The 24,933-nt window shown below is 51.2% G+C and carries 23 protein-coding genes; 15 read left to right on the top strand and 8 right to left on the bottom strand.

Annotation, left to right across the window (positions count from 1 at the left end; all coding sequences use genetic code 11):
• Window positions 1-27: 27 nt before the first annotated feature.
• Complete coding sequence (locus BMY11_RS13260) at window positions 28-1,527, top strand: IMP dehydrogenase (RefSeq protein ID WP_090576454.1); 1,500 nt, start codon at window positions 28-30, stop codon at window positions 1,525-1,527.
• Between the two features lie 65 nt (window positions 1,528-1,592).
• On the opposite strand, the gene BMY11_RS13255 is transcribed toward BMY11_RS13260, so the two are convergent.
• From BMY11_RS13255 to BMY11_RS13235, 5 genes are all read right to left on the bottom strand, one after another.
• Window positions 1,593-1,928, bottom strand: a complete 336-nt coding sequence (locus BMY11_RS13255; protein ID WP_090576451.1) for an antibiotic biosynthesis monooxygenase family protein — start codon at window positions 1,926-1,928, stop codon at window positions 1,593-1,595.
• A 23-nt stretch (window positions 1,929-1,951) separates the two neighbouring features.
• A complete protein-coding gene (locus BMY11_RS13250; protein WP_090576801.1) occupies window positions 1,952-2,566 on the bottom strand; it encodes a DUF2087 domain-containing protein in 615 nt (204 codons plus the stop codon).
• 778 nt (window positions 2,567-3,344) lie between these two features.
• Entirely contained in the window at window positions 3,345-4,331 is a 987-nt protein-coding gene (locus BMY11_RS13245; RefSeq protein ID WP_090576448.1) for a helix-turn-helix transcriptional regulator, read from the bottom strand.
• 18 nt (window positions 4,332-4,349) lie between these two features.
• On the bottom strand, window positions 4,350-5,510 hold the full coding sequence (locus tag BMY11_RS13240; protein WP_090576445.1) for an RluA family pseudouridine synthase: 1,161 nt from the start codon (window positions 5,508-5,510) through the stop codon (window positions 4,350-4,352).
• A 209-nt stretch (window positions 5,511-5,719) separates the two neighbouring features.
• On the bottom strand, window positions 5,720-6,553 hold the full coding sequence (locus tag BMY11_RS13235; protein WP_090576442.1) for a phytanoyl-CoA dioxygenase family protein: 834 nt from the start codon (window positions 6,551-6,553) through the stop codon (window positions 5,720-5,722).
• A gap of 203 nt (window positions 6,554-6,756) precedes the next feature.
• Here BMY11_RS13235 and BMY11_RS13230 point away from each other — a divergent pair, with 203 nt between their 5' ends.
• The 6 genes from BMY11_RS13230 (at window position 6,757) to BMY11_RS13205 (ending at window position 14,282) form a co-directional block, all read left to right on the top strand.
• Window positions 6,757-7,656: a helix-turn-helix transcriptional regulator gene (locus BMY11_RS13230; protein WP_090576440.1), complete on the top strand. Its 900-nt coding sequence runs from the start codon at window positions 6,757-6,759 to the stop codon at window positions 7,654-7,656.
• Between the two features lie 114 nt (window positions 7,657-7,770).
• Window positions 7,771-9,330 (top strand): stalk domain-containing protein, encoded by a 1,560-nt coding sequence (locus BMY11_RS13225; RefSeq protein WP_090576437.1) that lies wholly within the window; start codon window positions 7,771-7,773, stop codon window positions 9,328-9,330.
• Between the two features lie 115 nt (window positions 9,331-9,445).
• Window positions 9,446-11,263, top strand: coding sequence for a B12-binding domain-containing radical SAM protein (locus BMY11_RS13220; protein WP_090576434.1), 1,818 nt, complete (start codon window positions 9,446-9,448; stop codon window positions 11,261-11,263).
• Between the two features lie 70 nt (window positions 11,264-11,333).
• On the top strand, window positions 11,334-12,329 hold the full coding sequence (gene mgrA / locus BMY11_RS13215; protein ID WP_090576432.1) for an L-glyceraldehyde 3-phosphate reductase: 996 nt from the start codon (window positions 11,334-11,336) through the stop codon (window positions 12,327-12,329).
• A 174-nt stretch (window positions 12,330-12,503) separates the two neighbouring features.
• On the top strand, window positions 12,504-13,511 hold the full coding sequence (locus tag BMY11_RS13210) for a phosphotransferase family protein (protein ID WP_090576429.1): 1,008 nt from the start codon (window positions 12,504-12,506) through the stop codon (window positions 13,509-13,511).
• A 48-nt stretch (window positions 13,512-13,559) separates the two neighbouring features.
• Complete coding sequence (locus BMY11_RS13205; RefSeq protein WP_090576426.1) at window positions 13,560-14,282, top strand: DsbA family oxidoreductase; 723 nt, start codon at window positions 13,560-13,562, stop codon at window positions 14,280-14,282.
• 79 nt (window positions 14,283-14,361) lie between these two features.
• Here BMY11_RS13205 and BMY11_RS13200 read toward each other — a convergent pair whose 3' ends face one another.
• The 3 genes from BMY11_RS13200 to BMY11_RS13190 all read right to left on the bottom strand — a co-directional run bounded on the left by BMY11_RS13200 (window position 14,362) and on the right by BMY11_RS13190 (window position 15,890).
• On the bottom strand, window positions 14,362-14,733 hold the full coding sequence (locus BMY11_RS13200; RefSeq protein WP_090576423.1) for an EamA family transporter: 372 nt from the start codon (window positions 14,731-14,733) through the stop codon (window positions 14,362-14,364).
• Entirely contained in the window at window positions 14,730-15,092 is a 363-nt protein-coding gene (locus BMY11_RS13195) for a DUF2304 domain-containing protein (protein ID WP_090576420.1), read from the bottom strand. The genes BMY11_RS13200 and BMY11_RS13195 overlap by 4 nt, the downstream gene beginning before the upstream one ends.
• A 90-nt stretch (window positions 15,093-15,182) precedes the next feature.
• The gene (locus BMY11_RS13190) at window positions 15,183-15,890 is read right to left on the bottom strand and encodes a glycosyltransferase family 2 protein (RefSeq protein WP_090576417.1); all 708 of its coding nucleotides are present in this window, start codon (window positions 15,888-15,890) and stop codon (window positions 15,183-15,185) included.
• A 184-nt stretch (window positions 15,891-16,074) separates the two neighbouring features.
• On the opposite strand from BMY11_RS13190, the gene BMY11_RS13185 reads away from it, so the two are divergent.
• The 8 genes from BMY11_RS13185 (at window position 16,075) to BMY11_RS13150 (ending at window position 24,931) form a co-directional block, all read left to right on the top strand.
• Entirely contained in the window at window positions 16,075-17,316 is a 1,242-nt protein-coding gene (locus tag BMY11_RS13185; protein ID WP_090576414.1) for a glycosyltransferase family 39 protein, read from the top strand.
• A 111-nt stretch (window positions 17,317-17,427) separates the two neighbouring features.
• Window positions 17,428-18,504, top strand: coding sequence for a hypothetical protein (locus BMY11_RS13180; protein ID WP_090576411.1), 1,077 nt, complete (start codon window positions 17,428-17,430; stop codon window positions 18,502-18,504).
• Between the two features lie 3 nt (window positions 18,505-18,507).
• On the top strand, window positions 18,508-19,374 hold the full coding sequence (locus BMY11_RS13175) for a hypothetical protein (RefSeq protein WP_090576409.1): 867 nt from the start codon (window positions 18,508-18,510) through the stop codon (window positions 19,372-19,374).
• A 115-nt stretch (window positions 19,375-19,489) separates the two neighbouring features.
• Entirely contained in the window at window positions 19,490-20,428 is a 939-nt protein-coding gene (locus BMY11_RS13170) for an ArsR/SmtB family transcription factor (RefSeq protein WP_090576406.1), read from the top strand.
• Window positions 20,429-20,712: 284 nt separating this feature from the next.
• Window positions 20,713-22,125 carry an ABC transporter substrate-binding protein gene (locus BMY11_RS13165; RefSeq protein WP_256217443.1) on the top strand — a complete coding sequence of 471 codons (1,413 nt, stop codon included), beginning with the start codon at window positions 20,713-20,715 and terminating at the stop codon, window positions 22,123-22,125.
• Window positions 22,126-22,201: 76 nt separating this feature from the next.
• Window positions 22,202-23,077, top strand: a complete 876-nt coding sequence (locus BMY11_RS13160; protein ID WP_256217442.1) for a carbohydrate ABC transporter permease — start codon at window positions 22,202-22,204, stop codon at window positions 23,075-23,077.
• Window positions 23,078-23,089: 12 nt separating this feature from the next.
• Window positions 23,090-23,956 carry a carbohydrate ABC transporter permease gene (locus tag BMY11_RS13155; RefSeq protein WP_090576401.1) on the top strand — a complete coding sequence of 289 codons (867 nt, stop codon included), beginning with the start codon at window positions 23,090-23,092 and terminating at the stop codon, window positions 23,954-23,956.
• A 15-nt stretch (window positions 23,957-23,971) separates the two neighbouring features.
• A complete protein-coding gene (locus BMY11_RS13150; RefSeq protein WP_256217441.1) occupies window positions 23,972-24,931 on the top strand; it encodes a glycoside hydrolase family 43 protein in 960 nt (319 codons plus the stop codon).
• Window positions 24,932-24,933 lie beyond the last annotated feature (2 nt).

Raw genomic sequence — 24,933 nt, 5'->3', positions numbered from 1 at the left:
AACGTGAATCGATCGGAGGCGTACGTTTTGGCACACTATTACATGGAACCATCCCGCACCTTTAGTGAATTTCTGCTGGTGCCGAATTTAACGACGAAGGCATGCAATCCTTCTAACGTCACGCTTAAAACCCCGATTGTCAAATTCAAGAAAGGCGAGAAACCGGCGTATTCGCTCAATATTCCGTTCTCGTCGGCAGTGATGCAGGCCGTATCTGATGATCGGATGGCGGTTGCGCTCGCTCGCAGCGGCGGTATTTCGTTCATCTTTGGCTCCCAGAGCGTGGAGGGCCAAGCGGCAATGGTGCGCAAGGCGAAGAGCTACAAGGCAGGCTTTGTTGTCAGCCGCTCGAACTTGACGCCAAGTCATACGCTAAATGACGTGTTAGAGCTTAAGGAACGGACAGGACACTCGACTGTTGCCATTACAAGCGATGGTACAGCGAACGGCAAGCTGCTCGGCATCGTCACAGGCCGCGATTACCGGATCAGCCGGGATTCTCTCTCGAAGCAGGTAAGTGATTTCATGACGCCGTTTGAGAAGCTCATTTATGGGAAGTCCGGCATTACGCTGTCGGAAGCGAATGACCTCATCTGGGATCATAAGCTGAACTGTTTGCCTGTTGTGGATGCAGAGAATAACCTCGATTATCTCGTATTCCGCAAAGACTATGATGAGCACAAAGAGAATCCGTCTGAGCTGCTCGATACCAACAAGAGCTACGTCGTTGGCGCGGGTATTAACACGAAGGACTATGAAGAGCGCGTACCAGCGCTTGTTGCGGCAGGAGCGGACGTGCTAGTCATTGATTCTTCCGACGGCTATTCGGAGTGGCAGCAGAGTACGATTCAATTTGTGAAATCGAACTTTGATGTGAAGATCGGTGCAGGTAATGTCGTTGACCGCGAAGGCTTCCTCTATCTGGTCGAGGCAGGCGCAGACTTCATCAAAGTCGGCATCGGTGGCGGATCGATCTGTATTACAAGGGAACAGAAGGGTATCGGCCGTGGACAAGCATCGTCGCTTATCGAAGTTGCGGCTGCGCGTGACGAATACTTCGAACAGACGGGCATTTACGTTCCAATCTGTTCGGACGGCGGTATCGTTCACGACTACCACATCACGCTTGCGCTGGCAATGGGCGCAGACTTCGTTATGATGGGCAGATATTTCGCCCGATTCGACGAGAGCCCAACGCGGAAGCTTAAGGTGGGCAACAACTTCGTGAAAGAGTTCTGGGGCGAAGGCTCGAACCGTGCGCGAAATTGGGAGCGGTATGACACTGGCGGCAAGGCGGGTCTGATGTTCGAGGAAGGCGTAGACTCCTACGTGCCATACGCAGGAAGCCTGCAAGAAAACCTCAGCAAAACCATCCATAAGATCAAATCGACGATGTGCAACTGCGGCTCGCTGACGATTGCGGAGCTGCAGAAGAATGCTCGCATCACGCTTGTCTCGGCGACAAGCATCGTTGAGGGCGGCGCGCATGACGTTATCTTGAAAGAAAACAGCGTTACTAATGAGTAAATAGCAAAAGGGCTGCTCCGATCGGAATCGAGATGAATCCGGATCGTGAGGCGGCCCTTGTTTGTTTAGAGAAAGTATTGCCGTTCCACGCGGCTAATTCTTACGCCGTATTCCGCATACCAGTCCGTCTGTCCTTTGCGCTGAGCAACGAGATGGAGCGGATTCTCTTTCCAGTTCTTAATCGCTTCGAGCGACTCCCAGTAAGAGATGGTGATGCCGACTCCGCTGCTCTCTCTTGCGCTCTCCACGCCGAGGAAGCCTGGTTGACCGGCGGCTAACTCTACCATGTGATCCGCCATCGCGCCATAACCGTTATCGCCATCCGTACGTTCAGAGGTGAAAATGACGGCATAGTAAGGAGGTTCAGGTATTTTTGCAATACTCGAGTTCGAATGGCTCATTGTGATCGGTGCCTCCATTTGGCTTAAGATAATGTCTCCCAGCGTTCCCACATTTCCAACGGGTTCCGTTCATAGACCTCTTGTTCACGATACAAGTAAGCGTGCATGATGAATTCCCGGCGAATCGTCGCAAAGTCGGCATGGTACTGCTGAATGAACGTGTTAAGTTCTTTCTCCGTATATTTTCGGCCTTCCTCAAGCTGCTCCGCAAGATGCTCCAGCACGATTCTTTTCTTCTTCAACTGCGCAGGAATATGCTTCAGCTTGCCATCAGCAGTTATAAAATTGCGCAGGACGGACTGCTTCAGCCGCTCGTTCTTCTCATCCATCGTTTCTAGCTCCTTTGCTTCTGTTGTATTTTCGTTTGGCTTCGCCAGAATAGACTGGAGCGAGCTTTCATACTGCTTCAAGAAATAGCGGTCCAGCGAGAAATAGATCGCGTTCTTATCGCGCCGTTCATGAATTAAGCTGACGGCACGCAGCTTGGCGGCGTGATGGGTAATCGTAGGGGGGGAGAGGCAGAGCTTCTCTGCTAATGTTTGCCCGGTCAGTTCGCCCTCCGACAGCAGAATCAAAATCCGAACACGGGTGGGATCGGCCAGCGCCTTGTGGTAATTGACGATTTTGTCGAGCTGCATCATAGCAGAGACCTACCTTTCATTTGGTTTCGATTAATTGGATTCCAATTTAATGATCATCTAATTAGATAGTAATCAAATTTACTCCTCATGTCAAACCAAAAAAAACCGGAGCTTAGGCACTGGTTCTCTGAATCGTTCACAGTATACGGAAAACAGTCGTTCAAACAACTACATGGCACCCATGACTGGCGACGATGACGGGGAAGAAGAAACAGATCGGGGAGCGTGACTGCTTGCAAGAATACAGTATAATAGGGATCCCGCTTGTCTAAGACAACCGAAATCCCTATCGATACTCACCATTACTATTCAATTGTAACCTGCACTCCATTCACTTCAAACAACTGCCGTTGCTCTCCATTTTCGTATTTTTGTACCCTACATTTTCGCGTGTTGCTTTGCATTTTCGATTGTTACCCAGCGATCCGTATATATCCGTCGTCCTTGTCCTTTTTCATGATCCCGCATGTCCCAGAATCACTAAACCGGATACTCCTTCCCGAATTAATAGGGGACATACTTCGCTAACCTATTTCAATGGACTATCCCCTCTCTACTAGAACTTGTTAAGCTGGTTGATCATTAGAGCCACTCGCTGGTTTGCCGGTTTCCTTGGTTTCCCTCGGTTTGAGAAGCGAGTGCGTCTTGTTTGATCTGACCTTAGTGTACAGGCAATTCGCCTATTTAGTAAATATTCAGAAAAATCAAAATATAGCGAAAACGAGAAGGTTTTACCTTTTTATCTCTCGTTTTCTCACGCTGCTTTACAATTCCTTCATTTATCGAAATTTGTCGGATCTTGATAATAAACGAGTAGTTTTGTCATTAGTTCGATCAGATGCTCGCGGAGAATTGTCGGCTCCAGAACTTGAATGCGCATACCGTAGCCGAGCAGATGGTGGGGGATGTAAGTTAGCAGTGCTTTCTCATCCATCATAAAATGTGCCTCATCGCTCATGCGCTCAATCAATGAATCATTGAATAGCCAATGTTCTGTCAATGCTTCCAATGCGCGCGGGTGCCCTTTGATGACAACACGTACGAGCGGCTCGTCGCTTGTTAGCCATGGCTTCATGTTCTGCCTGAGATAATCGCGTGCCGAGAAGTCGGCAGGGCGCTCGTAGCGATCATCTGACCCGGTGATTGTCTGAATGCGGTCAACTCGAAAGCTGCGGATGTCTTCGCGGAGATGGCAGAAGGCGATCATGTACCATTTACCCTGCCAGTGGATGAGACCGTATGGATTAATGCGGCGCTGCTCAACGTCCAGACCGAAGCCTTTTTGGTAGGCAATGAGCTGTGTGCTGCAGCTAGCGACGGCTTGCTCCAGCTTCTGCAAGAGGGGTTCAATGCCGATGCTTGTGTGTGCTGCCGCGTTTATGACCTCAAAGCCGGCTAGATGTCGGTCAATCTCGCTGCGCTGTTCTTCGTTCGTGTAGCGTTTCAGCTTCGTTATGGCTCGCTTGAGCACATCTGTGTACGGATACCCCGCTTCCTCCGCGAAAAGCGCAGCTTGTACGAGCGCCTTCTGTTCATCGAGGTCGAAGAAAAGAGGGGATTCCTTGAAGTGCTCAAGCAGGCTGTAGCCGCCGTTATGTCCTGCATCGGCGACTATCGGAACACCGCTCGCGCACAGCGCATCTATGTAGCGGTATACGGTACGGATGTGCATTTCGAGCGCTTCAGCCAGCTGCTTGGCGGTCGTGCGTTTATTCGTTTTGAGCAGCCATAGAATGGCCAGCATGTTATCTGCTTTGGACATGCCCAAGCTGCCTCCTTATTATTTGCGAGTAAAGCCTTCTTTGAAGGGCTGGAAGAACGCACGCGGAATGTCAGACTCAAAGCGAACCAGCTTGCCCGTTGTCGGATGCACGAATGCAAGCACACGAGCGTGCAGGCCAAGGCGGTTCAGCGCTTTGGATCGGGAGCTGTACTTCTTGTCGCCGACGATCGGATGACCGATGTCTTCCATATGTACGCGGATTTGATTCTTCCGTCCCGTTTCGAGCGACACCTCAAGCAGTGAAAAATTGCTGTTTTGCTCCAATACCTTATAATGCGTGACAGCGTGCTGGGCGTCAGGCTGGTTCGAGGTGGAGTACATTTTTAACGTCTTACTTTCTTTGAGGTAAGAGGAGATCGTGTCTTCCTGCTTCCTTACTTTACCTTCGACGAGCGCAATGTAAGTGCGTTCCTTGACCGTATCTTGCCAAGTCGTCTGCAGCTGCTGCTGTACGTTCTCGCTCTTGGCGAACATCATGACACCTGAAGTATCACGGTCCAGACGGTGAACGACGAAGATACGTCCGCTCGGATTGCTGGCACGAACATGTGCCGTCAGCTGCCGATATGCGGTGAGCTCGGACTCCTGATCGGTAGCGATGGATAAGAGGCCTGCTTCCTTAATTACGACGATGACATCCGCATCCTCATGAAGGATCGTGAGACCGATGAGCGGTGGAGTCTCAATAATACGCTCCTTCGACACCGTCACTGTTTGCCCTGGCTGCAGCAAGTAATTGTACACTCTCTGCGGTGTGCCATTGATGGCGATCTGCCCGCGGCTCAGCATCGCTTTGATTGCGTTGCGGCCTTCGCCCTTCACCTCTTGCAGCAGGAAGGTGAGCAGCTCCATCTGCTCCTGCACTTCATAGCTTTTGCTCGGCGCTGACGCTGCCAGGCGCGGTGTTGGAGCAGAGCGTCGTGCAGGCTTGGCGCTGCCTTGCGGCTGTGTTGCGGCTGGTCGTCGGTTTCCCAGAGCTGCCGCTGCGGATTTGCCGTATTGACGAGGAGCTTGCGCGGATGTTCGCTGCGTTTGCCCTGGCGCGCGTTCGCTGCCTTGCTGCGGCTGTGCCGGCGCTGCAGGCTCACGCCGCGAAGCGTTTCCCGCCCGTGGGGACTGCTGCTGTTTCGGCGGTCTTGCTGAATGTTTCTTATTCATCTATCTGACGCTCCTAGTACGATCCGAATTGGTTATCGCATCTACTATACCGAAAGAAGCGATTGCGCACAAATGGCGGGAGAGAAAAATCGTGGAAAATCGCAAAGTTGAGAGAGGAAAAAGCCTCTATTCGCGAGGAGACGGGAGGGGTGGTACGCCAAAACAAAAAAGCCGCGCATTCCGCGCGGCTCCCAACGAACCCCAACAACCTACACCTGTACCCCTTGCTTCCGGTACACCTCTGGAAAATGATCGCCAACGAGCAGCTCGCCTGGCTTTACGTTGACGTAGGAGAGCATGACGTGCTCGCCGATCGGCTCGTAGCGAGTGTGGCCTGGCATGTAGTGCACGGCGATGGCGCGGCGCTTCATCTCGGAGCGGTTGTGCGGGCTGCCGTGCCAAGTCAGGCAGTGGTGGTAGCCCACTTGGCCTTTCTTGATCTCGAACGGCACAGCTTCAACGTTCGCGTTGTTCGGCAGCATTTCCGGCTGCTTGTGGAAAGGCTTGAACTCCTTCGTGCTGGACAGGTAGCGCTGGTGGTTGCCCCACTTATGGCTGCCGGGCACCATCCACATGCAGCCGTTCTCGATGACGGCATCATCAAGTGCGACCCATGCGCTGACAAGGTCGGCAGGCTGGATGATCGGCCACAGCGGGTGATCCTGGTGCCATGCCGTAGGTCCGCCAGTAATCGGCGGTTTATATTGGATTTGATCATGCCAGATGCGCAGCGAGTTGGAATGGCACAGCTGAGCCACTTCTTCGCAGATCGTCGGATGACCGGCATGCTGCAGGAACCGGTCGCTGGCTAGCCAAATATTAACGATTTGGACGACCTTCGCGCTTGCAACCATTTTCATATTGTCGTAAGGGGAATCCGAGCCCAGCATATTGTGGTTCAGCACAGGCTTCTTCACCGTTTCACCGTTCATTACTTTATCGAGCTCTTCGCGAAGCTCTTCTACCTCGGCGTCACTCAGTACGACGTCACCTTTTAAAAAACCGTTGTTTTCAAACTCTGCAATTTGTGCTTGACTTAGCATAGAAACCATTCCCCCTATAATGAGTAGATTGCTTGCGAATTGCGTATTGCTCATTGCGTTTTAACGTGTTATCGTTTGTACCTTGCCTTCTGCCTTCAACTCCATGTGCTAAGCATAACGTAGATTGTAAGCGGTGTATTTACAGATACGAAACAGGGCTTTGCACTTTTCAAATATCCTGCTAATCGAGGTGATTCAGCCGTATGCCCCAAGAGCCTCCGTATCCATATCCATATCCAGATATCGTATTAGGCACCATGGATGACCTGCAGCCGACGGTGAATTTTGCGAGCCATGCGGAAGTGCCAGCCGCTGAGCAGTGGGGGCCGCGCATCATTCCAGACTACCAGTTGTTCTGCTTGTTATCCGGCGAGGCCGAAGTGCGAATCGGTCAAGAGCATTACACCCTTCATGCTGGAGATAGCGCGCTGTATGGACCACATTGTCCGCACAAAATCACCGTGAAAAGCGACGCGGTCTTCATCGGCATTCATTTTGCCTACATCCAGGAGTCGCTTGCGCCTGTCCACCCTGCTTATTCAATAGAAGCATGCAGCGAAGAAGAGCTTCAAACGAGCGTGCGCCGCAGTTATAAGCTTGAACTCTATAACGATGAGCTGCTAGAGCTGCCGCCTTTCTTCACGCTGCCGGGTCTCGAGCCGATTCTCATGCGCATCGTCAACGAATATTTGAATGAACAGCCGGGCTTCAGGGTTGTCCTTCGCGCGCTCATGACGGAGCTGCTCGCTGCCATTGTCCGCAACCAGCTGACGAAGCGCCCAAGGTCGCTGGAACAGAGCAAGATTGATCCCGCCTTGACGGCGATCAATAAACAGCCGGAGAAGAACTGGACCGTGAATGAGCTCGCAGCGCTGTGCGGCTATCACGTTATCTATTTCTCATCGCTTTTTCGAAAATGCACTGGCGAAAGTCCGAAGCAGTATCTCATCTCCGAACGCATCCGCAAAGCCAAATATTACTTGCTGAGCGGCGAGAAGATGGAAGTAATTGCAGAGCGTCTCGGCTATGCCAGCGTTCATTACTTTTCGCGTAATTTCAAAGAAGAAACGGGACTGACGCCTACCGAATTTAAGCAGCAGTAGTGCCCTTTTTCTATTATTTTCTTCACATTCATTTCATAGACAAAGAAGATTGCGAGTGTTACGATTACGAGAGAGAGATGTAAGATTTGGGAGATTATTGGAGGAACCTACAGCGTGAAATGGACAAATAAATGGAAGAGCAACATATTGCTATCCGTAGTATCCGCAGGTCTTATTCTATCACCGGTTATCGGGGCATCAGGCACGGCTTCAGCTGCAACTGCAACCACAAAAGCAACGACTGCGGTCGCAAAAGCTCAATCTACTGCATATACAGTCGTCCTGGACGGCAAGAAGCTCGCCCTTAACCCGGCAGCTCAACAAATTAATGGGACAACGTTCGTCCCGATGCGTTCGATTTTCAATGCGCTTGGGGCAAGTTTGACATGGGAAGCATCGACGAAGACGATCTTCATCGTGAAAAGTCGTACGACAATCTCACTACAGCTCGGTTCGAAGAAAGCGGTGCAGAACGGGAAGACGATCACGCTTGCACAGGCTCCGCAACAGATCGCTGGCGCAACAATGGTCCCGCTTCGTTTCGTAGCGGAGGCGCTTGGTGCTGACGTTCAGCTAGCAGCAAACCATACCATTCGTATAACTTCGATTGAAGCGATTACGAAGAAAGCCCAGGAAGCTGCTGAGCAGAAGGAGCAGGAGAAAGCGCCTGTCGTTCTGACAACGAAGCAGATCGTCGCGAAGAATGACAGCAAAGTCGTCATGATTATGACCGATATTGCACAAGGCAGCGGCGTGGTTGTCGGTGAGAACCAGATCCTCACGAATTACCACGTGATGCAAGGCGCATCGGAAGGCAGTATCACAACGCTGAATGGCAAAGATGTAGAAATTCAAGGTCTTGTTGGCTACGACAAAGCTTCCGATCTAGCTATTATTCAAACAAAGACGCCGCTTGGCATTGACCCGGTGGAGATCGGATTCTCCGCTTATAAAGGCGACCATGTCGTCGCAATCGGCAGCCCGCTCGGCTTGCAAAATACGGTGTCGGACGGTGTTATCAGCAACATCATCTTTGACTCGGCACAGCTCTACCAGATCAGTGCGCCGATCGACCACGGCAGCTCGGGTGGCGGCTTGTTCAACGATTACGGACAGCTGATCGGCATCACATCGTCCGGTATTGACGCGACGCAAGCGGATCTGAACTTCGCGATCTCATCGCTGAACATTCAGATGCTGCTGTATGATTTGGAAGACAGCCCGCCGGCGAAGATCGAGTTTCTGCCGCAGGAGCTGCCCGCGTCACTTGCAGGCGCTTCGACGGACAAGATTCGCGATCTGATAGAGGATCAATTCTCTGCTATCCAGACGTCGCAAGGCACGACAGAGCTGAAGCAGTTCGACGTGAAGCGTGATGCGGAAGGCTGGCTCGTTATTAATGCGGTTATTGAGCCTAGCTTCTATATGGTATATGGTGATGAATCGAGTCAGGATTTCCGCCTCTGGGCGATTAATACCGGCTATGAGCTTCGCCGTATGCTTCCAGATGATAAAATCCAGCTGACGGTCTACTACGACCAAGTGTTCAGCTTCGAGCCGCGCGGCTTTGCTGCAGGCGAAGTTACGAATGAAGGCAACGGCAAGTGGCGAGTGCGCTTCCCGGTTATTGAGTTCCAAGGCAAAGAGAAAGTGTTCGTGAAAGTACGCACGTAAAGACGGAAGAGTAGTTCATTCCCACATGGGAGTGGAGCTGCTCTTCTTTTTTGCCGCCAAGTTCGTTACAATATAGGAATGGTTTCTATCTAAGATTGGTGAAGGAATGACGAAGATGAAAGTCGTATTGGCGACGCTTAACGCTAAATTTATTCATACCTCGCTTGCTCTGCGCTGCTTGAAGGCGTACAGCGAGAAAGATTTTGATATCGATATTGCAGAATATACGATCAAGGATCCGGCGATGAACATCGTCGCGGATTTGTATGCGAGAAACGCCGATGTGGTCGGCTTCTCCTGTTACATCTGGAACATTGAAGAGACGATCACGGTCATCGACATGCTCCGCAAAATAAAGCCAGGCATCAAGATCGTGCTCGGCGGTCCAGAAGTGAGCTACGACACACCGTTCTGGCTAGAGCGGCTTCCGCAGGTCGATTATATCGTCGTCGGCGAAGGGGAAGAGACGTTCCACCATCTGCTGACAGAGCTGTCCAGCACATGCAAGTTCCATCTCGTCTTCGGGCTTGCGTACCGTAAGGAGCATCAGGACGGACGAATCGAGATTATTGTGAACCCGCCTCGTCCGAAGCTGGATCTGGCGACATTGCCGTCACCACATCGGTTCGCGGAGGATGTGCCGCGCCTTGCTAGCCGTGTCGTCTACTTCGAGACGAGTCGGGGCTGCCCGTTCAGCTGCCAGTTCTGTCTCTCCAGCATCGAGGTTGGCGTCCGTTATTTCGATATGGAGCGGACGAAATCGGACATTCTCTACTTGATTGATGCCGGTGCGAAGCTGATTAAGTTCGTGGACCGGACGTTTAATATTAAGCGTGATTATGCGCTCGAGATCTTCCAGTTCCTCATCGAGAATCATCGCGGCTGCGTATTCCAGTTCGAGATTACGGCGGACATTATGCGCCCTGAGGTGCTGGATTACTTGGCAGAGCATGCGCCTCCTGGCATCTTCCGATTCGAGATTGGCGTGCAGTCGACCAATGACCTGACGAATGAAGCGGTGCAGCGTCGTCAGAACTTCACGAAGCTGACGCGTACCGTCATGAAGGTCAAGGAGAGCGGCAAGATCGATCAGCATCTTGATTTGATTGCGGGTCTGCCTCACGAGAATTACGACTCTTTCCGCAAGACATTCAATGACGTATTCGAGCTACGGCCTGAAGAGCTGCAGCTCGGCTTCTTGAAGATGCTTCGCGGTACAGGGATGCGCCTCGATGCGGAGAAGCACGGCTATATCTATATGGACCGCGCGCCATATGAGATTCTCGGCAACGACATTATGCCGTTCTCCGACATTGTGCGCATCAAGCGAGTCGAGGATGTACTGGAGAAATATTGGAATGCGCACCGGATGGACCATGCGCTGCTCTACCTCGTGGAGCGGGCTTTCCCTTCGGCGTTCGATTACTTCCAGCAGTTCGGCGACTTCTGGGAAGGGCGCGGCTGGCAGAAGATCGGGCATCAGCTGGAGGATCTGTTCTCGCGGCTATGGTCGTTCCTGTCTGTTGAGCATAGTCGTAAACAAGCTACAGAGGATGGCAAAGAGTGGTCACTTGACGTCGTCCTTGGACTCATGAAGCTCGATTACTTCTTGCAGCATAATTACAAGCCGCGCAAGGTGTGGTGGGACTTCACGATGGACAAGCAGGTACTCGGCAGCTGGATGCAGCGTCTCGCCGAGCGTCCACAGGATGTATCGGAGCAGTTCGCAGCGCTTGGCCTGACCGAGAAGGAACTGCAAAAGCATGCGGTCATTGAGCAGCTGCCGTTCAATCTGAAGAAGTACCTCGCAGAAGGCGTAGTGTCGACGGAGGAAGAGACGTTGCTTATTGTCATTTACAGCGGAGGCGGCAAAAGCGATGTGCGAGCGGCACAATTTTATACGCTCCCTCTCATTCAGGCAAGACAGGCTTGAGTAGCCTTGTAAATTGTTGTAAGCTTTAATAGGTTTCCTACAAGTACACTCAATAGAGGAGCGATAGTAAATGGTATATGCGGCAAATAATGAACGTTACGCGTCGATGAAATACAATCGTGTTGGGCATTCCGGCCTGAAGCTTCCGGCCATTTCCCTTGGACTGTGGCACAATTTCGGCGGCGTGGATACGTATGAGAACGGTCGCGCGATGCTGACGCGGGCTTTCGACCTTGGCATTACGCATTTTGACCTGGCGAACAATTACGGCCCTCCAGCAGGATCGGCAGAAGAAATGTTCGGCCGGATCATGCAGACGGACTTTAAACCATACCGCGACGAGATGATCATCTCCTCCAAGGCCGGTTATTACATGTGGCCGGGGCCATATGGCGAGTGGGGCTCGCGCAAGTACCTGATCGCAAGCCTTGAGCAAAGCTTGAAACGAATGAACCTTGAGTACGTTGATATTTTCTATTCGCACCGTCCAGACCCGGAGACGCCGCTTGAAGAAACGATGGGCGCGCTCGACCATATGGTTCGCTCCGGTAAGGCGCTCTATGTCGGTATCTCCAGCTATAGCGCTGAGCAATCTGCGGAAGCGATCAAGATTATGAAGCAGCTTGGCACGCCACTGCTGATTCACCAGCCGAGCTACAATATGTTCGATCGCTGGATCGAGAACGGTCTACAGGATGTGCTTGAAGAGAACGGCGTAGGCAGCATCGCTTTCTGCCCGCTGGCACAAGGGCTGCTGACGAACAAATATTTGACCGGCAGCATTCCGACGGATTCGCGTGCAGCAAGTAAAACCGGCTTCCTGCAAGAGAGCGCGGTAAACGCTCAACGCGTGACGCAGCTGAACAAGCTGAACGCGATTGCAGCAGAACGCGGTCAATCGCTGGCGCAGATGGCACTTGCATGGGTGCTTCGCGGTGGACGCGTGACATCCGCATTGATCGGCGCAAGCCGTGTCAGCCAGATCGAAGACAACGTGGCGGCGCTGAACAACCTGTCGTTCACGAGCGAAGAGCTAGCAAGCATCGAAGATATCATTCGCGCATAATAAAGAAGCCTTGGAGGGATTGGTCCTCCAAGGCTTTTGTTTATTGTATGGGTAAAAATACAAAGAACTCACTCAACATCATAACATCCGGTTTCGAAACAGTCTATATTTCATGCGGGTTTTTCGGTATGTTTGTTCTTGCGATGGATCGACAAACAAAGGAGTTGTGATGACATGAAGGAGAGGGAAAGCTGGGACTGCAAGGTTCAGCGAGGCGATCTGACAAGTGAGCTGCATCAGGCGTTTGGAAACGATTATTCGGTGGCAGAAGCTACGAATATGCATGGCGGTGCGCAGAAGGTCGTCTATCGCGTACGAGCGTCGAATGGTTTTACATTGATGCTCTGTATTTGGGACATCACGAACAATTATTTTCAAGCGGAGATCGAAGAGGCGGCAGCGACAGAGGGGAATGAGGAGCAGCGCTCTTTTGACGTGGAGCTCTTCCTCAGTAATAATCGATTCATGCGTGAGCATGGTATAAGGACACCGGCAATCTATGCGATGAACAGATCGCGAGAGCAGTATCCGTTCGATTACGCTTTGGTGGAGTATGTCGGGGGCGGTGATTTGCAGCCCTATATGGAGCATCCATCTACGGCGGTTCGGGACAAGGTATTCGGAGGCTGCCGAGATCTGCTTGGCAAGCTGCATCAGATTCGCCACACGAGCTGGGGCCAGCTTACGCTCGCAGGGAAGCCTGGTGGGCACCGCCCTGCCAACTGTGAAGACGGCATCCATGACAATGCGAGTCGGAATCTCGTATTTCTCTCGCAGGAAGCGAAGCTGTCCCAGGAGCAGCAGGGGAAGCTAGACGAGCTGCTCGCCAAGGTTTGTTCAAGCATCGTCCCTCGCACCGATTACCGCTTCATCCACAACGAGCTTGGTCCAGACCATATTCTGCTGAATGAGCAGCTTGAGCCCTATCTGATTGACATTGAGGGGGCGGGATTTTTCGATCTGGAGTATGAGCACAGCTTCCTGCAATTTCGGTTCGCGAACTATGAGCGCTACTTAGCACGAACAGACCTCGATGAGGTCAGGATGCGGTTCTACAAGCTATGCCATCATATCTCCTGTACGGCGGGTGGTTTAAAGCTGCTGCAGCGCGGCTTCCCGAACAGAACACTGGCGCACGATATCATGTCTTCCAACCTCTCTCAAACATTGTCTTACCTCTAGGCGAGGTCTATAATGGAGCTACAAGAGTGAAGGAGTGAGCTGCCAGTGATGAAAGTTGAAATTTGGTCGGACATTATGTGTCCGTTCTGCTATATTGGCAAACGCCGCTTTGAAGCGGGCCTTGCACAGTTTGCCCATCAAGATGAGGTTGAGGTTATCTACCGCAGCTTCCAGCTTGACGCGAACGCTTCGAAGGACCCGGAGCACGATGTGTACGGTCTCGTCGCGAGCAAATACGGCGTTAGCCGTGAGCAATCCATCCAAATGCATGCGGGCCTTGTGCAGCAGGCGGCGGAGCTTGGTCTCGAGTACAACTTCGAGCACGCCATTCCGGCGAATTCGTTCGATGCGCACCGTCTCATCCATTTTGGAGCGGCGCATGGCAAGCGGACGGAAGTGGCGGAGCTGCTATTCAAGGCGTATTTTACCGACTCGAAGCATATTGCGAAGATGGAGACGCTGAAAGGCATCGCGGCTGATGCCGGCCTTGATCCAGAAGCGCTTGAAGTGGCGCTGAACAGCGATGCATACAAGCAGGAGGTGCTTGCTGAGTGTGCGGAAGCGAATCAGCTAGGCGCGAATGGCGTGCCGTTCTTCGTCGTTAATCGCAAATATGCGGTATCCGGTGCGCAGCAAAGCGATGTGTTCCTCGACGTGCTGAACAAGAGCTGGGAGGAAGTGAAGCCGCTTATTATTCTTGATCCATCGTCCTCAGGCAAGGATGGTCAAGTGTGCACGGATGATGCATGCGGCATCGGCGAAGCTGAGTAATAGCGTATACAACGATAAAAGCACGGCAGCGATGGAGTCCCACTTGGGGGACTACTCGCGAAGCCGTGCTTTTGTCATTTTACGCATACTTGCCAGACAGACCAATACATGCGACCCCTGCCAGAATGAGCAGGCAGCCGACGATCTTCAGAGCCGACAGAGACTCCCCGAAGAAGTAGTACGCCCCGAAGATTGAAATAATGTATGCGAGGCTCTGAATGGGATAAGCAAGGCTGAGGTCAACGCGGGAGACGATGAACAGCCAAAGCACCGTCGCGCAGCCATAGATGAACAAACCGCCGATGATATAAGGGGAGAAGAGCAGTTCGAGAATGGTACGAATTGACTCGAACGGTTTCTCGCGCTGCATCAGACCGTATTTCCATAAGAATTGCCCGGTTACGAGCATGAGCGTGTTCGCAAGAATGAGCAGGAAGGAAGACGAGTTCATACGGAATCACGTCCTTCCACAGACTTCTGCAGCTCGAGCAGCTTCTTTTCCAAGACGGCGAATTCCTGCGTCAGCCTCTTCATCTTCTCCGATTGATTCGATAAGCTCATCGTCTGTCTCACTAAGAGAGCTAGTATGAAAATAATCGTAACAAGGAAGACGAACGTCGGCATGTACGCAATGCCCAGCCATAGTGCGAACCTGTTGAGCAGAGGGATACAAGCCGCAGAGAGCACGCCGGCGATGGCAGTGATGAGCCAAAGGAAGGCGTAGCGATCCTTCAGTTTATGCGTCACCGTGAACGAGATGGTGAGGCCGAGGAAAAATAGCGTAATCAGGATGGCGACAAGCTGATTCATAGATTAGGGAACCTGTTCCTTTCCTTGCGTTTCGTATCGTTTTGTTTTGTTTTGTTTTATCTTCGCTTCTCTTCGTTTTAGATCTTCCGATCAAGAGAAGCTCTTGCGAATAACCGAGAACATCGTAACCTTCATCATATAGTAGATCGACTTCGACCAGTTGATGGAGGACGAGCCGCCTTGGCGATTCCGCATCTCGACGCTGATTTCTTTCAACTTGAATCCGCGCTTGGACAGGCTGACGAGCACTTCAACCTCCGGGTAATCGGTCGGGTACGTGCGCGAGAACAGCTCAATTGCTTTACGCCCGACGATGCGGAAGCCGCTCGTTGGATCATAGACGCGAACACCCGTTAGCAGGCGAATGAGCCAGTAGAAGTATAGAATGCCGGCGCGGCGGGAGAGGCTGCCCCGATAGCTGCTGTGCTCGACGAATCGCGAGCCGATGACCATGTCATAGTCGCTCGACTGGATTTCATCCACGAGCTTCGCAATATCGGCAGGACGGTGCTGACCGTCGGCATCGAGCTGGATCGCATATTGATAGCCGTTCTGGTCGGCATAGCGGTAACCGCTTTGCATCGAACCGCCGATTCCAAGATTGACGGCATGCCGAAGCGCGGGGAAGCCTTCCTCACGAATAATAGCAGGCGTACGGTCCTTGGAGCCGTCGTCGATGACGATGAAATCATACGGCGTGTGCCGTTGCAGCTCTTGGACAGTCCTCGCCAGCGTATCTTCCTCGTTGTAAGCTGGAATAATGACTAGAATATCGCTGCTGCGGTGCTGGGAACTCATAACGTATACCTTCTTTCTTTCTTTCTTCCTAGCTAGCTATCTAGCGGTTAAGCTAGCCTTCATGCGTAAGGGTTGCTTTTATACAAATCTTATATAGTATAATAGAAATCGTCGCTTTAATAAAATACCAGTAAATTGGAAAGGGAGTTTTACGGTGTTTTCCTTAACTAACGAGTCATCACGCATGCGAAAATTTGTATGGATCATGATGGCCGTCGTTTTCCTCGTTCATGTGACTGTCGTGCTGACGCTGGGCGATCACTTCCTGCTCGGCTCCTACGAAAAGCGTGACAATGACGATGTCAAATACGTCTATGCTGCGAAGGTGCTGCTGGAGCATCATACGCTGGTTTATAACAGCGGCATGAATCCGACCAACTATATCATGCCTGTGGTACCCGTCGTGCTAAGCGGCTTCATGTCGTTTCTGGATCGCGATGCGGCCGTCATAGGTTTCCGGCTGTTGCAATGTCTCATGCAGACGGCGTCACTGTATCTCATCTTCGCCATCGCCCGCGAGCTGCTTGGCAGGCGCGTCGCGGTTGTCGCTGTCATTCTCGACGCCATCTATGTTCCGAACTTGTTCGCATCAGGTGCGATTCTAACAGAATCGACGTTTAAACTGCTCTTTTTGTTGCTGATCTGCAGTATCATTCACGCGATTAAGCGCAAGACAGCGGGCGCTTATGCGATAGCTGGCGTCATGCTGGGCATCACCTGTTACGTGAAGCCGCAATGTGCGCTGCTGCCCATCTGCTTCCTAGTCATCTGGCTTGTGCAGCGCTATAGCCTGAAGGATATGGTGAAGTATACAGCGATTATCGGCGTATGCAGCATGCTGATGCTAACACCTTGGTGGGTTCGCAATTACTCGGCATTCCATGAGTTTATTCCTTTTACCAAATCAACAGGCAATCCGATGCTGCTTGGTGCATTAATTAAACGAGCCGCGCCGCCAAAAGGGTTCTTCGAGCAATATCCAGAGTATAAAGAAAAGCTGTTCACTGGCAGCGATAGCTCGGAGAAGCTAGCAGCGCAGCGGATCATCAAGTACGGCTTCACGCACAAACCAGTCGATTATGCATACTGGTTTACGGTAGGCAAGTCGATTCAGCTATTCGAGAATCCGTTCTACTCGAAGCCGGTTCCGGGCTTACCAAGGCCGGCAATCAATGTGGTGCACTGGATTTATGTGCTGCTCGGCTTCAGCGGCATCGTCATGCTAGGCCTTCAACGTCGCTATAAGATTGTGCTGCCGATTTTGTTGCCGTTCCTCTATTATTGGTTTATACATTTACCATTTATTACCTTCGGACGCTATGGTTATCCGCTCGTCTGTCTATTAACGATATTTGGTGCTGTCACAATCGTCGCCTTGCTCGAGCGAAGAGGCGTTTGGAAGCAGCGAGAACAAGCCGCCGGTTAACGACCGCGCGGCTTTTTTTTCATAAGGCAGTAGTTGAGAGGCGAGTTGACATAGTACAATGAAGTGTAAGCGCTAACAAGATAGGATGTACCTTAATTAGGAGGGACTTTGATGAATGCTTCTGCTCCGCTGGTAGCTGTATCAACCGCGTCACGAACAGTCAGAGTGACGACGGGCAAAGATTACTTGACGATTCTATTTGGAATGTGGCTCATCGGCGGTATATTCGTAGATGGGTTTGCTCACAATCACGGAGTTGTAGAGACGTTCTTCACGCCTTGGCATGCCATTTTGTATTCCGGCTTCATGGCCTCAGCGCTGTGGATGGCTTGGCTGTTGTATCGCTCGAAGCAAGCGACGGGAGCTCCATGGGTGAAAGCAGCTCCTGTAGGTTATGGGCTAGGGTTGGTCGGCGTCGCTATTTTCCTACTGGGCGGACTATTCGATATGTATTGGCATATTGTGTTCGGCATTGAGAAGAATCTCGCAGCCTTGCTAAGTCCATCACATCTGATGTTGCTGATCGGCGGCGCTCTTATCGTATCGAGCCCATATCGGGCGGGATGGCATAATGAGCGGATGATAAAGCCCGGCTGGGGCGAGTTCGCACCTGCATTTCTGTCGCTAGTCATTACGACAGGCGCGGTCGGCTTCTTCCTCATGTATGCGTGGATGTTCCGCTATAATTTGCCATCTGCATCTACTGTTGATTGGTATCTAAGCAGCTTCGGATCAGGGATGATCGTCGAGAACAACGAGGTGCGCGGGGTCTGTTATATTCTCGTCAATACGATTGTGTATATGGTGCCGGTTTTCCTATTCATGAAGCGCTGGGCGCTGCCAATTGGCGTCATGACAGCACACTTCACGATCATTACGGCGCTGATGAACGTACTGGACGGGTTCGAGAACTACCAGTCGATTATTATCGCATTCGGTGCGGGCCTGCTCGGAGATATTTGCTATCGTGTGCTGAAGGCTGATAAGCCTGACCGCGAATGGGCAAGAAGAATCGTCGGGGCTGTTCTGCCGATTGCTCTATGGAGCATCTACTTCGCATGGATGCATATAACGGACGGGATCGGCTGGGAGACAGAGCTGTGGACAGGCGCAATTGTTGAAGCGACGCTGCTGTCACTTGGCGTGCAGCTGCTGGCAGCTCCGCGTCCTGCGGTCAAAGGGTCATAGACGATGGTGATGCTGCGAAAACTCGTTTCTACGACGGCGACTATTATGATCATCCTTCTTGCTTTAAGCGGCTGCGCAGGCAAGCCGATGACCAATGTCGAGATACATCCCCCTTCCAAGGGGCTCATCCATTACTTGCAGCAGGATCAGATGGCGAATGTATCGGATCACGGCTATCGAGCACCGGTTGACACGACGAGTGCCCGCAAGCTGCAAAGTGAAGAGGAAGCGTCTATCGAGCTGCAGGTGCTTGACCCTTCTGGGCAGCCGGTTCAACATTTCAAAGAGGACATGACGAAGCTGATGCATCTAATCGTCGTCAGCAGCGATCTATCGACCTTTCAGCATATTCATCCTGATTACGTCGGCAATGGGTGGTTTCATGCGAAGGTGAATTTTCCGCATGGGGGACAATTCCTGCTCATCTCGGAATTTATGCCGGACAGCGCAGGCTTGACCGTATATAAACAGTGGGTGACGGTAGATGGGGAGAAGGCTGATTCGAAGAAGCTCGAGCCGGATAAGCAGCTAACGCAAACTGTTGATGGGCTGCAAATTACCTTATCTGCGATGCCGGATGCAGCAGAAGTGCGTGCAGGTGATATGGCGATGCTGAACTTCACGCTGAAGGACGCTGCCACAGGTAAGTTCATTCAGCTTGAACCCTATCTCGGTACAGCGGGGCACTGCGTCATTCTCGACGAGAAGGCGAAGCAGTATCTCCACGTCCATGCTACGACGGATATGAGCTCCGCCTCAAACGTCATGTTCCATACGCAATTCCCTAAGGCAGGCATCTATAAGCTGTGGGGACAATTTCAATACAAAGGGAAAGTGATCGTTGCACCGTTCGTCATCGAGGTGAAATAACGCTCTGCAGGTCGAATAATGTCGATGACGAATTCCAGCACTATACAAAAGCACTACTTCCAATTAAAATATATGTTATAGAATATAAAATATATTATAAATGGAGGTGCTTTTGATGCTGGAACTGTCCATCGACGCACCGGACGAGCTGGTGAAGGTCACACATGCCCTGTCCTCACATACAAGATTGAAGATTATTAAGCTTCTGCTGGCTCATAACAACATGAATATTAATGAAATCGGCGAGAAGCTGGGAATCCCGGTATCAACGGTTGGCGTTAATATAAAGGTGCTGGAAGAGGCCGGTCTCATCCTGACGGAGATACTGCCTGCAAGCCGAGGCGCGATGAAAGTGTGCAAGCGGAATTTCGATGACGTGAGGCTGATTCTGAATCCGATTAAAGGCTATAAGAACAAGACGCAGCTGTATGAGATCGAGATGCCGATCGGTCATTTCGTCGATGTAGATGTGCAGCCTACATGCGGCATAGCCAATTCGCAATCGATGATTGTTACGGAGGACGATCCGTCGAGCTTCTATATTCCAGAATGCAAAACAGCCGAGATTATATGGCTGCGACAAGGCTGGCTTGAATACCGCTTCCCTCGGTCGATACCACGGAACATTGATCTGAAGGCGATTGAGTTCTCGCTGGAGCTCTGCTCAGAAGCCCCGAATTTCAATAATGATTGGCCATCGGATATTACAGTATGGATTAATAACGTGGAGGTCGGTACGTGGACGTCGCCTGGCGATTTCGGTGACCGCAGAGGCAAGAATAATCCCGAATGGTGGCATGACAACAGCACGCAATATGGCCTCTTGAAGACGTTCCGTGTAGACCAGTACCGAAGCACGGTGGACAATACGAGGATATCCGACATCACGCTGCAGGATCTGCAGCTGGACAAGCTCCCGTACATTCGATTCAAAGTCGGTGTGAAACCGGACGCCATTAATAAAGGCGGGATGAATTTATTCGGACGTGGATTCGGCAATTACGAGCAAGATATCATCATGAAAGTACATTATGAGTCGCTCGCAGAAGAGTAAAACATAATAGATATTATAAAAGGCGCAGCAGCGCTTTTTATTTTGTTTTATAAAATAATATTTATGTTTGAAAGCGTTGACAAGAGATGGGAACAAACATATAATTTGATTTGTAACATGATTGTTGTTTATTAAAAGAAGGTTTTGGTCATATGGCAAGGGGTTCCCGAAATTGTTAGCCTACTTTGGAGGTGAGAAGCGCAAGTTTCTTCGCAATTGGCAGGATGATCTGATATTTAAAACAAGAAGTTGGTTTTAAATTAACGACAAAGGGGCTAAAGAGAATGAATCAATGGACAAAACGGGTTGGAGCCTTAGCGGCAATGACGGTATTAATCGGTAGTACGGTGGCATGCGGAAGCAGCGACAACAGTGGCAATAACAACACGGCTAATACAAGTAACACATCGACTGCAGCGGATAATACGGCATCGGACTCATCCAATACGAATAACAGTGCAAATACGAGCGCAAACCAGCCAGCTGCTGAGCCTGTAAAGATTCGTTTTGCTGGCTGGGGCGATCCTTCCGAGAAGGAAGTGTTCACGAAGCTGCTCAAGAGCTTTGAAGAGAAGAATCCGAACATCAAAGTTGAATATCTACATATCCCGGACGATTACGTCGGCAAGATGAATACGATCCTGGCTGGCGGCGACGCTCCAGACGTCTTCTACGTGCCAGACGGCGACTTCGGCAGATGGGTTAGCCAAGATTTGCTGCTGCCGATCGACGAGTACTTAAGCACAAGCAACATCGATACTGCCGACATGTGGGAGTCCTCACTTCTTCGTTACCGTTATGACGGTGCTGTAACTGGCAAAGGTAATCTGTACGCGCTGCCGAAGGATATCGGCCCGACAGTCCTTTATTACAATAAAGATATTTTCACAAAGATGGGCGTTCCATTCCCAAGCGCTGAGAACCCTATGACATTCGACGAGCTCCTAGATACGGCTCAGAAGCTGACTGTTAAGAATGGCGATAAAGTAACGCAATACGGTATGGGCCCGATCTGGTGGGAAGGCTTCGTGTTTGGTAACGGCGGCCAGTTCCTCAGCGAAGATAAGAAAGAATTCTTGCTGAATAGCAAGGAAGCGTCGGATGCGCTGCAGTTCGCAGTTGATCTCGCGCACAAACATAACGTTGTACCTGATAGCAGAGCGCTGAAAGCAATGAATGACGGTCAAATGTTCGAAACAGGAAAGCTGGCGATGATGATTCAAGGCCGCTGGATGGTGCCGACTTATCGTAAGCTGAAGTTTGATTGGGACGTTGCACCACTGCCAGCGAATGGAAAATGGGCAGGCTGGAGCGGTTCTGTAGGTCTCGGTGTTTACAGTAAGACGAAGCAGAAGGATGCAGCCTACAAGCTTGTTGAGTACCTGGGCGGACCTGAAGGACAGAAGGAACAATCGCTGATGGGCTTTGCAATTCCGAGCTTCAAGTCGATGGCGAATACTGATGTGTTCCTGCAGCCTGGACAGAAGCCTGAGCACGCAGAAGTGTTCATCAAGGCGGCACAGAACGAAGTTCCAGGTCCATGGACGAACCTGCCGAATGCCAAATGGTGGGATATGCTGAACCAAAACCTTGGACCGATGTGGGAAGGCAAGCGTCCGGCAGCGGATCTCCTTAATGAGCTGAAGCCGAAGATTGATGCGGCGATCAAGGAAGGTAATCCGGCAATCTTTAAGTAAAATGATGCAAAAGAGCGTAAGGGGGAGCTCGGGCTAGAGCTCCTTCCATGCTCTTGAAGTAAGGAGGAGGATAGATGTGAGCAACAAACGGAAGATGTATTTGTGGGCCTATGCCTTCATCTCTGCTCCTATATTGGGCTTTCTGCTGTTTGCCATGATTCCGATCTGTTTCTCGGTCTATGTAAGCTTTACGAAGTACAGCGGCTACCATGCTCCTGAGCTGACTGGTGCGGACAACTATGCCCGGCTGCTCGCTCGCGATCCGCTCTTCTGGAAGACGCTCAAGAACACCTTGTACTCTGCGCTCTCCATTCCGTTCGGGATGATACTGTCGCTTGCGATTGCAATTGCGCTGAATCAGAAGATTGTAGGCATCCGGTTGTTCCGGACCGCTTTCTTCCTGCCGACCATCAGTTCTGTTGTTGCGATGACATTACTGTGGAAGTGGATTTTCAATGCTGATTATGGCCTCCTCAATATCTTCCTCGGCTGGTTCGGCATCGCTGGACTTGCATGGCTCAGCAGTGAGGATTGGGCGATGCCGGCGATGATTCTGCAAGGGATATGGTCGGGACTTGGATTTAATATGGTACTGTACTTGGCAGCGCTTCAAGGAGTTTCGCGAAGCTTGTACGAAGCGGCGGAGATCGATGGAGCGAATGCGTGGCAACGATTCGTAAGAGTGACTATTCCGTGTATCTCGCCTACGACGCTATACATACTGATTACGTCGATTATCGGCGCGATGCAGGATTTCCCAAGATTCCAAATTATGACCGAAGGCGGACCCAATTACTCGACGACCACGATTGTGTATTACCTATTCCAAAACGCGTTCCGCTACATGGAGATGGGCTATGCATCTGCTATGGCGTGGATGCTCGGCCTCTTGCTGATGGCCATTACGCTTCTTAACTTCTGGTTGTCTCGCCGCTGGGTGCATTACGAATAGGAGGTAAGTCCAATGTCCGATGTTGCAATCGGCGTCAGATCTTCAAAGAAGCGTGCTGCCGAGCAAATGCGGAAAGCTGTTGCTTACCTGTTTCTGCTTGCGGGCTCAGTGGTTTTGGCTGTTCCTTTTCTTTGGATGCTGTCCACTTCTCTCAAAGAAGAAGGCGCTGTGTTTGAACTGCCGCCGAAGTGGATCCCAACACATATCGAATGGAGCAATTATTCGTTTGTCCTGGGAGAAGCCAATCTCTTGCACGGCTTTATGAATACTCTTATTATCGTCATTCCGACGACCTTAATCGGGTTATTTACGAGTGCGCTGGCGGCATATGCGTTTGCGAGAATTCAATTTCCGGCTCGTAACACCTTGTTTGTTATGCTGCTTGCGACGATGATGATTCCTGGCGTCGTCACGATGATTCCGACCTTTATTTTGTACAAAAACGTTGGATGGGTGGATAGCTGGCTACCGCTCATGGTTCCGGGAATGTTCGGCGCGGCTGCGGCGGTGTTCTTCCTCCGCCAGTTCTTTATGTCAATTCCTTCTGAGCTTGAGGATGCGGCGATGATGGATGGGCTGAATCCGATTCAAATTTTTATCAAAATCATACTGCCTTTGTCGAAGCCTGCTCTGATGGCGCAAGGGATATTCGGTTTCTTAGGCGGCTACAACGATTTTCTTGGACCGTTGATCTACATTAACACTCCGGAGAAATTCACACTTCAGCTCGTACTCGCATCCTTTCAGGGGATGTATACGTCGAATTGGACTTATATTATGGCTGGCTCGATACTCGCATTGATTCCAACGGCGCTACTGTTCTTTTTTGCACAGCGTTATTTCGTTGAAGGCGTCACATTGACGGGAATGAAAGGATAGTCAGGAGGAACTAAATTGACACTTACGACGAATAAAACTTTTCGCAATCCGATTATGGAAAGCGGTGCAGATCCGTGGATGTATCGGCACACCGACGGCTGCTACTACTATATGGTGACATGCGGCGATCGGCTGGATTTGTTCCGATCCATAACTATGAGCGGGGTTGCCGGAGCGCGGAAGACGACGGTTTGGCTGCCGCCGCAAGAAGGTCCAGGCTGCTGCGACCTATGGGCGCCTGAAATTCATTTTCTCGGGGAGAAATGGTACATCTACTTCACGGCGAGTGACGGAAGCGGGGATGCCGGCCGCAAAATCTATGTGCTCGAGAACGAGAACGACGATCCGACGCAGGGAGAGTGGAATGAGAAAGGCGCGATCAAGACAGCGCTGCCGGGCCTTGACGGTACGGTGCTCCAGCATGACGGCAAGCTGTATTTCATGTATGCCGGATATGGTAACTATCCAGATTACGGCTCCGCTATCTATGCGGTTGCAATGGACAATCCATGGACAGTTTCCGGTCCAGAGGTGCTGCTGACGAAACCGGAATACGACTGGGAAAAGCAAGGCGGAATGGCAATTAATGAAGGCCCATGCTTCCTTATCCGTTACGGGAAAGTATTCCTGATCTACTCGGCCAGCACGACTTGGTCGGATGATTACGGCTTAGGAATGCTGACGTCGGATGCGGACAGCGACTTGCTTGATCCGGCTTCATGGACGAAGAGTGATCATCCCGTATTCGTCAAATGTGTGGAGAACGGCGTGTATGCACCTGGGCATAACAGCTTCACGCAATCGCCGGACGGCACCGAAGACTGGATCGTCTATCATGCGATTCCGACGTCTGAGGGAGGCATGGAGAACCGTCAGCCGCGGATGCAGAAGTTTGGTTGGACGGCGCAAGGAGAACCGGATTTCGGCAAGCCGGTATCGACGGAGACCGATTGTCCCTTACCAGCTGGTGAATGATT

It is taken from the genome of Paenibacillus sp. OV219, from assembly GCF_900110075.1.
Classification (GTDB): domain Bacteria; phylum Bacillota; class Bacilli; order Paenibacillales; family Paenibacillaceae; genus Paenibacillus_Z.
This window is presented reverse-complemented; position numbering and strand designations above follow the sequence as displayed.

What these genes read in the sequence shown, in the direction of transcription:
- BMY11_RS13155 (WP_090576401.1), top strand. Translation starts at nt 23,090, where the DNA reads ATGTCCGATGTTGCAATCGGCGTCAGATCTTCAAAGAAGCGTGCTGCC.
- BMY11_RS13195 (WP_090576420.1), bottom strand. Translation starts at nt 15,092, where the DNA reads ATGAATCAGCTTGTCGCCATCCTGATTACGCTATTTTTCCTCGGCCTC.
- BMY11_RS13205 (WP_090576426.1), top strand. Translation starts at nt 13,560, where the DNA reads ATGAAAGTTGAAATTTGGTCGGACATTATGTGTCCGTTCTGCTATATT.
- BMY11_RS13245 (WP_090576448.1), bottom strand. Translation starts at nt 4,331, where the DNA reads ATGTCCAAAGCAGATAACATGCTGGCCATTCTATGGCTGCTCAAAACG.
- BMY11_RS13165 (WP_256217443.1), top strand. Translation starts at nt 20,713, where the DNA reads ATGAATCAATGGACAAAACGGGTTGGAGCCTTAGCGGCAATGACGGTA.
- BMY11_RS13185 (WP_090576414.1), top strand. Translation starts at nt 16,075, where the DNA reads ATGCGAAAATTTGTATGGATCATGATGGCCGTCGTTTTCCTCGTTCAT.
- BMY11_RS13210 (WP_090576429.1), top strand. Translation starts at nt 12,504, where the DNA reads ATGAAGGAGAGGGAAAGCTGGGACTGCAAGGTTCAGCGAGGCGATCTG.
- BMY11_RS13220 (WP_090576434.1), top strand. Translation starts at nt 9,446, where the DNA reads ATGAAAGTCGTATTGGCGACGCTTAACGCTAAATTTATTCATACCTCG.
- BMY11_RS13190 (WP_090576417.1), bottom strand. Translation starts at nt 15,890, where the DNA reads ATGAGTTCCCAGCACCGCAGCAGCGATATTCTAGTCATTATTCCAGCT.
- BMY11_RS13230 (WP_090576440.1), top strand. Translation starts at nt 6,757, where the DNA reads ATGCCCCAAGAGCCTCCGTATCCATATCCATATCCAGATATCGTATTA.
- BMY11_RS13175 (WP_090576409.1), top strand. Translation starts at nt 18,508, where the DNA reads ATGGTGATGCTGCGAAAACTCGTTTCTACGACGGCGACTATTATGATC.
- BMY11_RS13240 (WP_090576445.1), bottom strand. Translation starts at nt 5,510, where the DNA reads ATGAATAAGAAACATTCAGCAAGACCGCCGAAACAGCAGCAGTCCCCA.
- BMY11_RS13255 (WP_090576451.1), bottom strand. Translation starts at nt 1,928, where the DNA reads ATGAGCCATTCGAACTCGAGTATTGCAAAAATACCTGAACCTCCTTAC.
- BMY11_RS13180 (WP_090576411.1), top strand. Translation starts at nt 17,428, where the DNA reads ATGAATGCTTCTGCTCCGCTGGTAGCTGTATCAACCGCGTCACGAACA.
- BMY11_RS13235 (WP_090576442.1), bottom strand. Translation starts at nt 6,553, where the DNA reads ATGCTAAGTCAAGCACAAATTGCAGAGTTTGAAAACAACGGTTTTTTA.
- BMY11_RS13200 (WP_090576423.1), bottom strand. Translation starts at nt 14,733, where the DNA reads ATGAACTCGTCTTCCTTCCTGCTCATTCTTGCGAACACGCTCATGCTC.
- BMY11_RS13170 (WP_090576406.1), top strand. Translation starts at nt 19,490, where the DNA reads ATGCTGGAACTGTCCATCGACGCACCGGACGAGCTGGTGAAGGTCACA.
- mgrA (WP_090576432.1), top strand. Translation starts at nt 11,334, where the DNA reads ATGGTATATGCGGCAAATAATGAACGTTACGCGTCGATGAAATACAAT.
- BMY11_RS13250 (WP_090576801.1), bottom strand. Translation starts at nt 2,566, where the DNA reads ATGCAGCTCGACAAAATCGTCAATTACCACAAGGCGCTGGCCGATCCC.